Genomic DNA, 15,995 nt, shown 5'->3' with positions numbered 1-15,995 from the left:
GGCTCTAATAAGATTCCTTAATCATTTTTATCGCTTCTTGTAGAAATTAGCAACAAATTAACGATAGTTTCTTATCTTTCTATTTTGTTGACTGCGAATAGAGGATTGACATTCAGAATTTCACTTCATCCACACGTCAAAACCCTTTGTGAATAGGTTGTTTACCTTGATATTCTTTTGATTGCACATGATTGTACTCATAGTGAATATCATTCTCAGTACCAGTGTGATCTACCGGTGTAGTGTCAAAACTCCCGCCATGATTACTAATAGTATACAAATCGCTACCCGTCCCTGGATTATAAGATTGTGGTAAACTGGCACCTGGTGGTTGTATTGGTGGTGAGGAAGCCCATCCACTCGCGGAATTTATCAATAGCAAGACTGTCAACAACCCCAAATTTGTCAATATCCTCCTGGCCATTAGATTCTCCCTGAAAAAATGCCACCTCTAAATAAACTATAGCTGGAAATTATCGCTTCGTTTGACTACCTATCTTTCAAAAGGACCTGATTTGGCCATCAAAGAGAAAAAGAAATATGCTGTTAAAGAGATCTGACTGCCTATTCTATTTTCAAAAATTACAGTACACTGCAACCTCCTGAATTGATCACGGTAATTCACTCAACAGCGAACGATTTAGCATGAATAAATTAAAAGAAAATATTAGCCGTCTAATTTTTGTGGGACGCTGGCTGCAAACTCCTTTGTATTTTGGCCTCATGCTTATTTTAATCGCCTATGTTTATCGTTTTATTAAAGAACTATTTCATTTAATTCTCCATATCAACGGCTTTAATGATATTCAAATCATGTTGGGCGTACTGGATTTAATTGATGTGGTTATGATCGCTAATTTACTGATTATGGTTGTTATGGGCGGTTACGAAACCTTCGTATCCAAATTGAATCTACATAATCATCCTGATCAACCCGAATGGCTTGACGAGTTAGATGCGGGTGCCATGAAAATTAAACTGGCACTCGCACTGATTGGGATTTCCTCGATCCATTTGTTGCGTACCTTTATCGATCCCACCAAGCAAACTAGTAATACCGTTATGTGGCAAGTAGTTATTCATCTGACTTTAGTTTTTTCAGCTTTAGCGATCGCATACATTAACCGCTTATTGGCCAAAAGCCATGGTTGATATTTAATTTTAATTTTAATTTTGACTTAAGATAAGCTTGCTATACTTTGGCAAAACAAATAAAACAGAATCAAAGACAACAATGGGTACTTACTGGAAATACAAACATTTAGGTATTTTTGCCTATGCAGAAGAAGAGAATACCGCCGCCCCCACAAATGATATGGAACAGGCACGTAGAGATTGGAACCGATGGGCACGAGGTGGCGAAAAATGCCCAATCCTAATCAATGGTCTATCGCTCCCTCAAGTACTAATAAATGCCAAAATTGAAATTAAAGACCCGGATACCTTTGCCAATAATGAAGAACTCATTAATTTTTTTAAAAAATTTTTATTCGCTAATTATCCTTCTGCAGATCAAGATGAATTAGTGCTGCAAGCACTGATGCATTTCCACCAAGCTGGTTTTCCCTTTGCCACTAATTATTGTGTCAGTAATGTGAACAGTGGTCTAATACGAGCTTGCGAACCACAAACCACCATTGATTTTGTTCCTACAGGAAATGGTTTGCAGGTTAAAGAGGAACAGATTTATAAAAAATTATCTACCAGTCAAGGAATAGATGAAATCAGTGGGAATGGGTATCATGCCAAGACAACCACAACCTCTTTGTTTAACCCTCAAGGAATCACGTTGCTTGATCTCGAGATTGATTGCCCCAGCAGCAGTGCTGCAACTATCTTCGATAAAAGAAAACTGTGGGATCAAATCTGTCAATATGTAAAAAATATATTGATTGATTATAAATTTCTCCAGGATAGTCCTGCAGAGGTACTCGAGGGAAGAGAACCCATTGTCAGATTTAATAGATAACAGCCAGTTTATCTTTTTAATTCACTCTTTATTTCTTTAAGTAAGCTATAACCATATGAATTGGTTAGTGTCCTATTTTTTAAAATAGTTAATTTTCTCATTTAAAAAATATTTTTAAAGCGTATTATTCTAATATAAAAAATAATATTAATATCAATGAATGAATATTTGCTTTTTGGATTAATTGGCTTTGGAGCCCAATTGATTGATGGCGGCCTTGGCATGGGTTACGGACTCATCAGTATGACCGCACTGATGGCCTTTGGCGTAGCGCCTTCGATGGCAAGTGCTGGCGTTCACACTGCAGAAATAGTTACAACCGCTGTTTCTGGCCTCTCACACATGATGTTTAAAAACATCGATCATAACCTATTTCGCAGGCTTGTTATCCCAGGCATCCTGGGAGGTATTGCAGGCGCCCATCTACTAACAAAAGCTCCGGAACAACTTATTAAACCTTTTCTGATGATTTATCTGTTTGTTATGGGTATTTACATCATCTACAAAGCCTTTCAGCAAAGTAGTTTATCAGAAAGAATAAGGAACTATATCCTCTATAAATTACTGCGGCGTGAAAAACCAGCGCAAAAAATTCACCGTCTTATCCCACTAGGCTTTGCCGGCGGCTTCCTGGACGCAGCAGGTGGCGGTGGTTGGGGCTCGATTGTCAACTCAGCCTTACTCGCTCAAGGTGAACCACCCCGTTATACAATCGGTTCGGTTAATTTAGCTGAATTCCTGGTAACAACCAGTATCTCCGCCACTTTTTTTTCTACTATTGGACTTAAACACTGGCCAGTTATTATTGGTCTAATTTTAGGTGGTGCTCTTGCAGCTCCTATTTCCGCTTATATGATTCGTATTATACCAGCGAAGATACTGATGATTACTGTTGGTACCCTCATTATTCTCTTAAGTTTAAGAACTTTTTTCATGCTGTTATTAGGCTAAATGATTAAACGTTTCTATCGCATTTTTTGAGGTAAATTTGAGCCCTCACTTAGGTTAAATTTTATGAAAAGAATAAGCCAATTATTTTACAACTAATTGATTTTATAATTATTCTTTCTTGTGTAATTCGATAATGCTTTGTAGAATGAATCGTCAATCGGATAGATGATTACAGGAGTATTTATGAAGTTAAACAACAGTAAATTGAGTGTAGTGTTAATACTCTGTACAAGACTGGGAATGCAAGAAGTTCACGCAACTAATAATATACCTCTCTTTAACAATCTGTCCTCTACTATTTATTCATCTTTTGTTGCAAGTTTAAGTAGCGGCCCTGTATGGGAAAATGGTGGAAGAACACAAACTTTTTTTCTCGCGCCACAGATTGAAAAATCCTATGTAAAAAATGAGACAACAAATGCATTAGCAGAAGGTGAACTTTTTGTAGGAATACAAAAAACACTGCATGGGAATCAACTCCAAAGCCAAATGGGCCTTGCTGTAGTCACTACAGGTAATGCAAAATTATCAGGCTATGTATGGGATGATGCGGACCCCCAATTTAATAATTATAGTTACAACTACCGCTTAAAACATTCTCATATCGCTCTAAAAGGCAAGATTTTGCTCGATAGCGGTTATGTTGTTATCCCCTGGATTAGCGGCAGTATAGGCATTGGATTTAACGAAGCTTACCGTTTTACTAACATGCCAACAATTTTTGAAGCACTGCCCACACCCGATTTTGCATCTCATACCAAAACAGCATTCACTTATAATCTTGGAGCTGGCGTACAAAAAGTATTAACCTCAAATTGGCAAATTGGCATTGGCTACGAATTTGCGGATTGGGGGAAAAGTCAACTTAGTCGAGCGCCTGGACAAACGATGAGTACTGGCTTGACCTTAGCTCATCTATATACCAATGGATTTCTGGTGAATATTACTTATCTCGCTTAGTGAATAGCGAAAAACTACTGCTCTTGGAAACAAGTTACTTTTTTAGGGATAAAGCCTTTCTCACTCATCATCGTTTGATCAAATGTTACTTCACAACGGTTAATGTTTGCAGGTAAGGCTTGGGTAAGTTGTATAGCAGTCTGATTATAGCCGCACACAATATAAATATTATCATTGGGTGAGAAAGACCATTTAGCCACTCCCTTGTTGGCAAAATCGGGTTTGAGATTCGCTAAATCCTTAGGGTCACCTGCGTAAAAAGCAATGCTGTTAAGGTAATAACTCCCTTTACTCACAACCTGACTCCAACCTGGATAAGCATTCATCAAGGTTTCCATTATATCGATTTCTTTTGGGCAGACAGGTGAAAAAACCGTGGCTGCGAACGCCATTGGCATACCAGCAATAAGACTTAAAATTGCTAAATGAAAGGTATAGTTTCTATCAATCAATTTGACCACCTATTAATAACACGAAAACGATGAATTAACTCTTCTCTGAGTTTAAAACAGCAATTGGTTAAAATTTGCCAATCTGTCTATAATTTAAAATAGCCCTAACAAACTAAGGACAGTAAACATGAACAGCCATTCTGTTAAAAACATTGGCTTGTTGCCTACACTTACAATCTCTGCTTTATTGTTTTTAACTACCGCTTATACGTCCAATTCTCATGCAGCTTCAATCCAAAATCCAACACCAAGCGCAACTAAGAACATGGAATTAGCCTATTTCCAAGTTTATCGCAACTACCCCAGGTATTACTACTATGGTCCCAGCTATTATCGTCCCGGTTATTACTATCGCCCAGGACCCATTTACTGGCGTGGCCGGGGACCTTATTATGGTGTACGTTGCCAAAAAAACTGTTATGTTAATCGCTATGGGGCTGTTGTTCGTTGTGTAAGAAGTTGTTATTAATTTCCTACCAATAGTATTCGAGCTCAAAAAGCTGCGGGGGAACTGGTAAGAACTGTCCCTTCCCCCAAGGCAGGTTTTTCCTCTGGAACTACCGACTGCCAAAAGCAGGGGTTACCTTTAGTATTGGATGTTAATAAATCAACAACGTCTCTCTCTCTCTTTAAAGCGGGGCGTTCTTCATCCTCTCCTACGGCGGCTGGATTACAAACAACGTTATCTTTTTTTCCTACAATTTTTTCATAAACCTCTCGTAAGGCATTAGGAAACCAGGGTAATGGTCTTGTCTGAGTATTTAAAATACCTTGTATCAATTTTTGCTTGGCAGCAAGTTGTTGAAAAGAGGAATGCTTGGGTCCAATTTCACTCTGATTCTCTCCTAGCACTTCACTAAACCCGGTGAGATCTCTAATCAACATTAAGATACAGGGTAGATCGTGATAGGGTTTTTGCCCTTTCGCAAGCTCCTTACGTAGAACTTGGAATGCTTTTAAAGGTGCAATGAGTGTTTCTAGTTCTAAAAATTGATTTCGGTAAATGTCTGTTAAATGAGCCACCAGTTTTAATTTAATATCCGATTGTATCAACACACCAACAACGACGTTAACTCCTTCATAACAGCCTTGTTGACGCAACATCTCTGCTATTGTAAGCCATCGTTGAAAAGCCTGAAGCTGTGTCGCTTGGCTGGGATGCTGGAAGATATTTTGACGAATGAAATCCTCTAATTTAGTCCTTACCTTAAAAAAATTAACAACCTCTGGGCTTGCTTTTTTAGGTTGCGCAAAACCAGAGGGATTTTCAAAGTCAGAAGCCTGAAATTTTTTAAAGGCTTCCGTTAAGATATAGTCGACCAGCCTTGCATGTTGCAAGATGATTTTATTATCCAGATAACTGTATATTGCGCGCGCTTTTTTATTGTTTTCAACCGCTTTTTTTACAGCATGTTCGCTTGCCTTCTGATCCCATTCTTTTGTAGTCAGCTTCTTATCAAGAAAATTACCATTCTGTTGGAACCAATCAAGAAAATAATTTTTAGATCCACTAGAAACTGACATGCTTAAACCCCCCGTTAAAATGTGATTATTTAAAGAATGATTTTTTAAGCAAAATAGTCAATAAGGCTTTTACTGACTCTACCTGTTAATGACGTAGTGGCAAGTGCTTGTTCATCGTTGATTTCATGATCAACCCGTCTTTCTTCATCGTACTGCGGGGATTGTTGTCTCTGATTATTATTTGACTCAATATTGACCTGCGACAAATTGATACCTTGTTCAGCCATCATATCTCGCAATCGCGGGAGGGCTTGTTCAATTAAATCCCTCACCGGTGCCGAGTGAGTCGTAATATTGACAGTAGCAACTTCTTTAACCACTTTAATGCTGACCTCCAATGGACCTAGCTCCTGCGGATTTAATTTTATAGTCGCACTTTTAATTTTTTGTTGGCCAATCCAAATTATCTGCTGATTAAATTCGTCCCCCCACTCGGGATTCACGACGCTCTGTGACAACTCAATCACCTTGGCTGGAACTGTTGCCGTAGTCGAAGTCTGCGTATTTGGATGATTAGTCAAGACAGGCATTATAGCTGCCAGATTTTTGTCACTTCGTTGTTCTATCGCGAACATTTCACTGTCTTCTGAGCCCGATTCTAATAAATCCTTCTCGGAGGTTACTGATGGAATACTACTTTCTGAATTCCTAATTTGCTCAAAGAGAGTCTGCTCATGAGTCGTATCACTTGAATAATCACTAACTGGCTTTACAAGCGACAACTCTTGTGTGATTGGCTTATCCAATTTAACTGCCGTGGATTGCTCTGCTACCTCGTTGACTCTTTCAGGTATTATTACGGCAGGCTGTTCTATTTCCTGTCCCGTCAAGGCTTTTTGGTTGCTCGGTATAAGCTGATTAACAGAGACAGCTACTTCTTCCTGGGAAAGTTCCAAACTCACCCCAGGTGCTTCAAAAGAAGAGGCATTAAACCAAGCTAATTGTGGGTTATCAACGATTATCAAATCGAGTTCGTCTTTGTGGTCGTTTATTTTATTTGCTGTTTCAATTGATTTTTCTTCGTCAATGGTTTGATTCTTATAACCATTTTCACAAAATTCTACTATATTACACAATTCAATTTGCTCAGGAGATTCAGTACTCGCTTTTTCTTGTTGTTTAATATTTTTTCCTCGACCTATCACACTTGATTCATTAACTTCATCAAGCAATAAGGGTTCTAAAATAGCCATAAATGCCGTACTATCTTGCACGCTTTTATCACCCTCTATTGCATCATTTTCACAGGCCAACTGAAGTTCTTTGGCAGCTGGTTGTATAGAGGCTAACTGGATTAAATCAACCATGGGCAAACTCCCTGTAATCTTACATTAGTTAGCAAAATGCATACCAGTTTTTCAAATAGTAACTTTCTTTTCCGCCCCACCTCGAACGTCAAGGACTAGTTAAAAGTTATTACCTGGCTGTAAATTATGCTAATAGCTCATTTTGACTATTGTTTGAACATGCTAATCTGCTTGAGTTAAAATTCATTGCGAGATACTCATGGGATATTTTTTTAGAGCAAGACCACAAAAAACTGAAGACGATGCGCAAAAGCTTTTAGTTGAGGCCTTCCAAAAATTGCAGGCTTATCAATACGTTATAAATTGGCAACCTGTCATTAACCAGCTCAAGGAAAAGCAACTTGTTATCCGACAACAAATTGCACAGGCCGACAACCAAACAACAAAAGAAAAATTGATTTGCTCTTACTTTCTTTTTGCCGAGACATTGACAGGCTGTATCGATACCCCAGCTGAGCAGCAAACCCTGGTAAGGAATTACCATAAATCACCCAATTATTACCACATTGGTGGCGAGAAAGGACAATATTCTTACACTTTTATGGACAATGTGATGACTAAGCTAACCCAAATGAGTACTACGATGCTTGTCTGCAGTTTAATTGCCCTGCCCTTTGATCTAACGGCCGGCCTCATTCTGCTAGGCATTGCTATTTTCATTTTAGCCCCTGCTCTCTTTTATGTTATTGCGGAAACAAACGCGAATAAACTTGAAGTTCAACAGGAAGAACGAGCCTTGTTTGCCACAGTGACTGCTTTAGTCCATCCTGTACCAACAGGAGATAAAGTCTCTGCTGATGGACAGCAAGCAAGCATGCCATTCATGGGCTAACACAGAGCTATGCTCAAGCATGTCTTGTTACCGTATGAAAAATTAGCCTTGGAACGAAAAGTGGCACGATTTGGTCAGTGCCATTTTTTACGTATAAAGAAAAGTTAATTAGCCCCCTTAGCCTCATGAAACTTTGCTGAATTTCAGCTATCATTACTGTTTTGAACTCAACGGAGTCAGTATATGCAAGTGGGTCAAGATAGCCTCTCGACTGAGAGCCAATTACAAGTAGATGGCAAAACTTATCACTACTATAGCCTGAAAGAAGCAGAAAAAAAGCATTTTAAAGGGATTAACCGCTTACCCTACTCTCTTAAAGTATTATTTGAAAATTTACTGCGTTTTGAAGACGGCCATACAGTAACCACAGACGACATTAAAGCAATCGCCGACTGGTTACATAAAAAATCATCTCACCATGAAATTGCTTATCGGCCTGCCAGAGTGTTAATGCAAGACTTTACCGGTGTTCCAGCTGTCGTTGATCTTGCCGCTATGCGTGATGCTTTGGAAAAAATGGGTGGTGATGCCAAGAAAATTTCTCCGCTTTCTCCCGTTGATCTAGTTATTGACCATTCTGTAATGGTGGATAAGTTTGCCAGCGCAGATTCACTTAAGGTCAATACAGAAATTGAAATTCATCGTAATAAGGAACGCTATGAATTTTTGCGCTGGGGTCAAAAGGCCTTTGCTAACTTTCAGGTGGTTCCTCCTGGCACCGGTATCTGCCATCAAGTTAACTTAGAATATCTAGGTAAAACAGTATGGTCTAGCAAGCATGACGGCACTCTATATGCCTATCCTGATACACTCGTTGGTACTGACTCTCACACCACGATGATTAATGGCTTGGGCGTATTAGGTTGGGGAGTTGGTGGTATCGAAGCAGAAGCCGCCATGCTGGGGCAGCCCGTCTCTATGCTGATTCCTGAAGTGATTGGTTTTAAATTAACTGGTAAGCTTCAAGAAGGTATTACAGCGACTGATTTAGTACTGACTGTCACGCAAATGCTGCGTAAAAAAGGCGTTGTAGGAAAATTTGTTGAGTTCTATGGTCCAGGCCTGGCTGATCTACCTCTCGCTGACCGTGCAACGATCTCTAATATGGCGCCAGAATATGGCGCCACCTGTGGCTTTTTCCCAGTGGATAAAGAAACCATACGTTATTTGCAGTTAACTGGACGAGATGCCCATACAATTGCTTTAGTCGAAAGCTACAGTAAAGCCCAAGGCTTATGGTATGACAGTCAAGCAGAAGATCCCATTTTTACGGATACCCTTCACCTTGATTTAACAAGTGTCGAACCATCCTTAGCTGGCCCTAAGCGTCCACAAGATAAGGTTAATTTAAAAACCTTGGCTCATGAGTTTGATATCTTTTTGGAAGAAGTGGGTAAAGCTAAAGAAAAAGAAAAAGCATTTCCCGTAAAAAATCAAGACTTTAAAATGCATCATGGGCATGTTGTTATTGCCGCTATAACCAGTTGTACTAATACCTCTAACCCTAGTGTATTAATGGCAGCAGGGCTGGTGGCTAAAAAAGCGGTTGAAAAAGGTTTAACTCGCAAACCATGGGTCAAATCATCGTTAGCTCCTGGCTCCAAAGTAGTTACCGATTATTTACAACATGCTGGTTTACAAACTTATTTAGATAAACTTGGTTTCAACCTAGTGGGTTATGGTTGTACGACCTGTATTGGTAATTCAGGTCCTTTGCCTGATGACATTGCGCATTGTGTGACTGATAACGATCTGGTGGTCTGCTCCGTTCTTTCTGGCAATCGTAACTTTGAAGGCAGAGTCCATCCGCAGGTACGAGCAAACTGGCTGGCATCACCTCCACTAGTTGTCGCTTATGCGTTAAGTGGAACCACTTGCATTGATCTCAGCAAAGATCCTCTTGGCAAAGATACTCAAGGTAACAATGTATTTCTCAAAGACATCTGGCCAACCAATGTTGAAGTTGCTATAGAGGTTGCTAAAGTAACGGGTAGTATGTTCCGCAAGGAATATGCTGAAGTATTTCAAGGTGATGAGCACTGGCAAGCGATTAAAACAAGTAGTGGATCTACTTATAATTGGGATGCCAATTCTACCTATATCCAGCATCCGCCCTTTTTTGAAAATCTTTCAGCCAAACCACAGGCAATTAAGCCAGTAACTAAAGCTTATGTCTTGGCGCTTTTAGGCGACTCGATTACTACTGATCATATTTCGCCTGCCGGCTCAATTAAAGCAAACTCCCCTGCCGGCTTATACCTGAAATCCAAAGGGGTTAGTGAGGCTGACTTTAATTCTTATGGCTCACGCCGCGGCAATCATGAGGTCATGATGCGAGGCACTTTCGCCAATATCCGCATTCGCAATGAAATGACCCCTGAGGTTGAAGGCGGTGTTACTCGCCACATCCCTTCAGACAAAATCATGTCAATCTATGATGCCTCCATGCTGTATCAAAAAGAACATCAACAGCTTGTAGTTATCGCTGGGAAAGAATACGGTACAGGCTCATCACGGGATTGGGCAGCAAAAGGGACAAACCTCCTGGGTGTCAAAGCAGTAATTGCTGAGAGCTTCGAACGCATCCACCGTTCCAACCTGATTGGTATGGGTGTGCTGCCCCTGCAATTCCAAGGGGATACAACAAGAAAGACTTTACAACTTAATGGTTCCGAGCGAATCAGCATTGCTGTTGATGACTCACTAAAACCTGGAGAAAAACTAACCATGGTTATCGCACGACAAGATGGTAGTGAAAACAAAGTAGAGGTGCTCTGTCGTATCGATACAGCCAATGAATTGGAGTACTACCGTCATGGTGGAATCTTGCAGTATGTGTTACGCAATTTAATCTGATCTTTCAGGGACTGTGGAGCCTGATAAATTCCGCAGTCCCAAAGCCCTTTTATGGGTTTCCAAAGGCTGTGCAGATTGATTTTATAAAGGTAAACTGCTAAATTTCCCCGCTTACAAATTTTACCTATTTATTCTGCATGATCAGACACCGCCAATTGTCTTAAGCTGCATCCACTAAGGACCCCGCATGCGTTCTTCTAAAAAAGTTTTGTCGGTTTTTTCTCTAGTTATGATTAATGTGATTGCAGTTGATAGTTTGCGCACGCTTCCTATCAGTGCAAAATTAGGCCTGCCTTTAGTCACTTATTATTTAGTTGCGGCAATCACTTTTTTTATTCCTATTGCTCTGGTTGCCGCTGAATTAGCAACAGCTTATCCCAATACAGGCGGCCTTTATGTTTGGGTACGTGAAGCATTTGGTCGTCGTGCTGGCTTTATTACCATTTGGCTGCAATGGATTTATAATGTGGTCTGGTATCCAACCATTCTCGCTTTTATAGCAGCGACCTTATCCTACCTTTTTGCACCTCAGCTTGCTAATAATAAAGCCTATCTTCTTATTACTGTGTTGAGCCTTTTTTGGCTTTTTACCTTACTTAATTGTTTTGGTATGAGACTATCCAGTATCGTTAGTATTATTGGTGCTAGTCTTGGTACGATTTTGCCTATGGTGGGTATCAGCCTTTTAGGAGCTATTTGGTTTTTTCAAGGCCGCCCGCTTACTACAGATATGCCCTCATCCTGGATCCCGGATTTCAGTTCGATAGGAAATTTATCTCTTTTTTCAGCTGTATTATTTGGCCTACTCGGGATGGAAATGTCTGCTGTACATGCAGAAGAAGTTAAAAACCCCCAACGCGATTACCCTCGCGCCATTTTGTATTCAGCTATTCTTATTTTCGCCACCCTCGTAGGTGGCTCCCTGGCTATTGTTCTTGTAGTACCTAATCATCAATTAAGTGTGGTTTCCGGCTTGATTGATGCCTATGCCATATTCTTTGATTCTTACCATATGCCCTGGATGACTCCGTTGATTGCTGTGTTCATTATTCTCGGTGGCTTAAGTGGTGTATCAGCATGGATTATTGGTCCAACTAAAGGGTTACTGGTCTCTGCACTCGATGGTTCTCTACCGCAACTATTTGCCAAGGTTAACCGCTATGGAGCTCCTGTCGCTATTTTAATTACCCAGGGTATTATTTTTACTCTTTTAAGCTCTGTATTCATCTTACTGGATTCAATTAATGCCGCTTATTGGCTACTGAGCGATCTCAGTGCCCAAATGGCTTTATTAGTGTATATTTTCATGTTCGCTGCAGCAATAAAATTGCGTTACAGCAAACCAGATCAACCACGCAGCTATAAAATACCCGGAGGAAACCTGGTGATGTGGTTAGTCGCTGGTATTGGGCTTATTTGTTGCCTTGCTGCAATGGTTATAGGTTTTGTACCACCTACACAAATTCCAATTAATAATATTTTCTTTTTTGAAATGTTTTTATGTGGCGGTTTATTTGTCTTTGTGGCACTGCCCTGGTGGTTTGCTAAAAAACACGATGAGGCGTTTGATAAAACCCATCCCAACCATTATATTGACTAGCGATGACCGTCATTTCTGCGCCTTGCTGCACGGACATCAAACCGCCGTAGCCTGTTTACAAGCAAACAGACTACCTGGCTCTTTTGTAAGGTGGATTCCCGCCTATGCGGGAATGACATTATTTTTATGAGTATAAAAAGCTAAATCCCTTCAGGAATCGACATCAAACTGGCGTTACCTCCTGCTGCAGTGGTATCTACTGTGTAAGTTCGCTCATGACATAAACGCAATAAATAATGTGGCCCCCCTGCCTTAGGTCCCGTACCGGAAAGGCCTTCACCACCAAAAGGTTGCAAACCAACCACAGCACCGATCATATTACGGTTAACATAACAGTTCCCAACTTGCACTCGTTGTCGGATATATTCAACCGTTTGACTGATTCTGCTATGTATTCCCAAAGTTAAACCATAGCCAGTACTATTAATCTGTTCGATAACATTGTCTAACGCTTTACGCTTATAACTAATGACATGGAGCACTGGTCCAAAAACTTCCTTTTTAAGAGCAGCTATATTATCAATAGCAATCGCCGTAGGCGGCATGAAATAACCTGTTTCGCATTCTTCCGGCAGCTTGCATTGATAAATAATCTCATAATTTTGTTGCATAGCGACCACATGGGCTTTTAATCCAGCCAAAGCTTCACTATCAATTACAGGTCCTACATCCGTAGCAAGCCAACGTGGATCACCAACTTGCAGTTCAGCCATCGCCCCTTTGAGCAGTTCGAGTATACGTGGATAGACTTCTTCTTGCACATATAAAACCCGTAAAGCCGAACAACGCTGTCCCGCACTACCAAAAGCTGACGCAATTGTGTCAACAACCACTTGTTCTAACAAAGCAGACGAATCAACAATCATAGCATTTTGACCACCTGTCTCAGCAATCAAAGGAATAATTTCTCCACCACGAACCGCTAAAATTTTATTAATACTTTCTGCTGTTTGTGTTGAGCCAGTAAAAATTACCCCTTTTATACGGCGATCCGCCACCAGGGGAGCTCCCACTGCTTCACCATTACCTGGTAATAATTGTACAACATCAACTGGAATACCGGCTTGGTGCATCAGTTTCACTGCGAAAGCAGCAATTAAGGATGTTTGCTCAGCTGGTTTGGCAATCACACAATTCCCGGTTACCAAGGCGGCAACAACTTGGCCGGTAAAGATAGCTAAAGGAAAATTCCATGGACTAATGCATAAAACAACACCTCGACCATGTAGGCTGAGCTCGTTTAATTCTCCTGTATAGCCATGAAGGCGTACAGGTTTAGCCATTAGTTTTTCAGCCATCATGGCATAGTAACGACAAAAATCTACTGCCTCACGCACTTCCGCTACACCATCACTCCAGGTCTTACCTGCCTCTAAACAAGCCATAGCAAGCAATTCTGGCATATTTTCTTCTAAAAGATTGGCAAAGCGCTCAAGACAAGCGGCTCGTTCACTAACCGGTCTATTACTCCACGCCGGGAAAGCCCGTTCTCCCTGGGATAAAGCCCAATCGATATCCTGTAACGTAGCATCACTTACCCTACCAATCAATTGTCCTGGGTTTTGTGGTGACGTTACACTTCTATCAACTTCACCACCCTGCCTACCTGCTATAATAGGGTTGGCCTGCCAATGGGCCAGATCCATATTCATATAGAGCTGTTGTAAGGCGGCTACTGATTCCCGATCAGAAAAATCAAAACCGGCGGAATTTTTTCTTTCCGGTAAGAAAATGGACGCTGGTAAAGGAATATTTTGGTTTATCTTACTCAGTAAGTGATTAGCCTTACTTACCGGATCTTCAACCAAAGTACTGATTGGCGCTTTTTCATCAACAATACGATTTACAAAAGAAGAATTTGCTCCATTTTCCAGTAAACGACGAACCAGATAGGGTAATAAATCTTCGTGACTCCCAACTGGCGCATAGATTCGGCATGGTATACCAAGACGATTTGCTGGAACAACCTGCTCATAAAGTTCGTTACCCATACCGTGCAGGCATTGAAATTCAAAATCACGGTAATCACCCACCAGATTTAAAATCATGGCAACAGAATAGGCGTTATGGGTAGCAAATTGCGGATAAATAGCATCTGTCATTGTCAATAATTTTTTAGCACAGGCTTGAAACGACACATCGGTAAATACTTTGCGGGTAAATACGGGATATTCGGAAAAGCCTTGCATTTGTGTTTTCTTAATCTCACTGTCCCAATAAGCCCCCTTAATCAAACGAACCATCATTCGTCGCTGATTGCTTCTTGCCAGAGCAGCCACCCAATCCAACAAATAAAAGGCTCGTTTCTGATAGGATTGCACCGCCATTCCAAACCCATGCCAGCCATACAAGCTATCATCACTAAAAACACGTTCAATAACATCAAGGGATAAATCAAGTCGCTCTGACTCTTCAGCATCAATCGTTAGCGCAATATCATATTGTTTGGCCAATTGAGCAAGCGCCAAGAGCTTCGGAGATAACTCATCCATAACTCGCGCACGCTTTGCTTCTTGATAACGCGGATGTAACGCAGAAAGTTTTATTGAAATGCCTGCGCGCTGATAAACATTCGTACGCTCATCCACGCTATTCCCTATTGCTTCAATAGCTTCTTTATAAGCAGTGAAATAGCGATCCGCATCGACAGCAGTGAGTGCTGCTTCGCCTAACATATCATAGGAATAGCGGTACCCTATCGCTTCTTTTTTCTTTGCTCGAGACAATGCTTCCTTGATCGTTCGACCGGTTACAAATTGTTTACTCATAATACGCATTGCTTTATCAACAGCCTTACGCACAACCCCTTCACCGCTGCGGTTAATTAATTTGAATACAGCCTTACTTAACACGGAGTCAGCGCGCTCCGGGGTTAAAACCTTCCCAGTTAGCATCAAAGCCCAGGTTGTTGCATTAACAAAAAAGGAATCACTTTGGCCTCGGTGTGCCTTCCAGTCAGCTGTTGTGAGCTTGTCTTTTATTAAACTGTCGATAGTGGCATTGTCGGGCACACGTAATAACGCTTCCGCCAAACACATCAGTGCAATCCCTTCATCGCTGCTAAGAGAATACTGTGTCAAAAAGGAATCAATCCCTGTACTTTTCTTACGCTCCGAACGAACCTGTTCAACTAAATGGGTTGCCGTATTGCGAATAGCAACAACTTGCTCACTACTTAATGCTGCTTTCTCGATAAGCTCGGTCATTAATGTTAATTCGTCAATCCGATACGCTTTGTTAATCTGCGCACGTGTACCTTGCGGAAATTGTGCTGAGTAGCGTTCAAGCATATTGCCTCCAATCCAACGGGTCAAAAAATATCAAGCGATAATAATGCAGAATATTTCTAATTGAAATCCATCTGTTGCAATCACAACAATAAAACAGACTAAATCGCAGCCCAAATGGGGCAAAAATGGCTTGCTCAACAAGCAAAAACAGATCTAATTACGCACTAATTGACCTAATTTAGAACCGCAAGGCGGGCGAAAATTCGCATACTTAGTTTACATTTTGAACTATTTAATGTACTATTAGCCAATTA

General features: G+C 40.7%; 13 protein-coding genes. 8 read left to right on the top strand and 5 right to left on the bottom strand.

Annotated features, from left to right (window positions below):
* Positions 1-136 precede the first annotated feature (136 nt).
* The gene (locus tag DYC89_RS06890) at positions 137-424 is read right to left on the bottom strand and encodes a hypothetical protein (protein ID WP_115221115.1); all 288 of its coding nucleotides are present in this window, start codon (positions 422-424) and stop codon (positions 137-139) included.
* Positions 425-645: 221 nt separating this feature from the next.
* Between DYC89_RS06890 and DYC89_RS06885 the strand changes: the two genes are divergently transcribed.
* The 4 genes from DYC89_RS06885 (at position 646) to DYC89_RS06870 (ending at position 3,880) form a co-directional block, all read left to right on the top strand.
* Positions 646-1,152, top strand: a complete 507-nt coding sequence (locus tag DYC89_RS06885) for a TIGR00645 family protein (RefSeq protein WP_115221114.1) — start codon at positions 646-648, stop codon at positions 1,150-1,152.
* 82 nt (positions 1,153-1,234) lie between these two features.
* Complete coding sequence (locus tag DYC89_RS06880) at positions 1,235-1,969, top strand: hypothetical protein (RefSeq protein ID WP_115221113.1); 735 nt, start codon at positions 1,235-1,237, stop codon at positions 1,967-1,969.
* A gap of 156 nt (positions 1,970-2,125) precedes the next feature.
* Entirely contained in the window at positions 2,126-2,920 is a 795-nt protein-coding gene (locus tag DYC89_RS06875) for a sulfite exporter TauE/SafE family protein (protein WP_115221112.1), read from the top strand.
* A gap of 183 nt (positions 2,921-3,103) precedes the next feature.
* Complete coding sequence (locus DYC89_RS06870; RefSeq protein WP_115221111.1) at positions 3,104-3,880, top strand: outer membrane protein; 777 nt, start codon at positions 3,104-3,106, stop codon at positions 3,878-3,880.
* A 14-nt stretch (positions 3,881-3,894) separates the two neighbouring features.
* On the opposite strand, the gene DYC89_RS06865 is transcribed toward DYC89_RS06870, so the two are convergent.
* Positions 3,895-4,332 carry an STY0301 family protein gene (locus DYC89_RS06865; RefSeq protein ID WP_115221110.1) on the bottom strand — a complete coding sequence of 146 codons (438 nt, stop codon included), beginning with the start codon at positions 4,330-4,332 and terminating at the stop codon, positions 3,895-3,897.
* Between the two features lie 127 nt (positions 4,333-4,459).
* Between DYC89_RS06865 and DYC89_RS06860 the strand changes: the two genes are divergently transcribed.
* Entirely contained in the window at positions 4,460-4,801 is a 342-nt protein-coding gene (locus tag DYC89_RS06860; protein WP_115221109.1) for a hypothetical protein, read from the top strand.
* Positions 4,802-4,824: 23 nt separating this feature from the next.
* On the opposite strand, the gene DYC89_RS06855 is transcribed toward DYC89_RS06860, so the two are convergent.
* Together DYC89_RS06855 and DYC89_RS06850 are read right to left on the bottom strand one after the other, a co-directional pair.
* Complete coding sequence (locus DYC89_RS06855; protein WP_115221108.1) at positions 4,825-5,856, bottom strand: RasGEF domain-containing protein; 1,032 nt, start codon at positions 5,854-5,856, stop codon at positions 4,825-4,827.
* Between the two features lie 44 nt (positions 5,857-5,900).
* Positions 5,901-7,163: a flagellar hook-length control protein FliK gene (locus tag DYC89_RS06850; RefSeq protein ID WP_115221107.1), complete on the bottom strand. Its 1,263-nt coding sequence runs from the start codon at positions 7,161-7,163 to the stop codon at positions 5,901-5,903.
* Positions 7,164-7,362: 199 nt separating this feature from the next.
* On the opposite strand from DYC89_RS06850, the gene DYC89_RS06845 reads away from it, so the two are divergent.
* The 3 genes from DYC89_RS06845 (at position 7,363) to DYC89_RS06835 (ending at position 12,451) form a co-directional block, all read left to right on the top strand.
* The gene (locus DYC89_RS06845; RefSeq protein WP_115221106.1) at positions 7,363-7,995 is read left to right on the top strand and encodes a hypothetical protein; all 633 of its coding nucleotides are present in this window, start codon (positions 7,363-7,365) and stop codon (positions 7,993-7,995) included.
* Positions 7,996-8,178: 183 nt separating this feature from the next.
* Positions 8,179-10,851, top strand: coding sequence for an aconitate hydratase AcnA (acnA, locus tag DYC89_RS06840; protein WP_115221105.1), 2,673 nt, complete (start codon positions 8,179-8,181; stop codon positions 10,849-10,851).
* Between the two features lie 187 nt (positions 10,852-11,038).
* Positions 11,039-12,451: an APC family permease gene (locus tag DYC89_RS06835; protein ID WP_115221104.1), complete on the top strand. Its 1,413-nt coding sequence runs from the start codon at positions 11,039-11,041 to the stop codon at positions 12,449-12,451.
* A 140-nt stretch (positions 12,452-12,591) separates the two neighbouring features.
* On the opposite strand, the gene putA is transcribed toward DYC89_RS06835, so the two are convergent.
* The gene (putA, locus tag DYC89_RS06830) at positions 12,592-15,741 is read right to left on the bottom strand and encodes a bifunctional proline dehydrogenase/L-glutamate gamma-semialdehyde dehydrogenase PutA (protein WP_181879340.1); all 3,150 of its coding nucleotides are present in this window, start codon (positions 15,739-15,741) and stop codon (positions 12,592-12,594) included.
* Positions 15,742-15,995 lie beyond the last annotated feature (254 nt).

This window comes from Legionella donaldsonii (assembly GCF_900452385.1).
GTDB lineage: Bacteria > Pseudomonadota > Gammaproteobacteria > Legionellales > Legionellaceae > Tatlockia > Tatlockia donaldsonii.
Note: the sequence above shows the minus strand (reverse complement) of the source record. Positions and strands in the feature narration are given on the sequence as shown.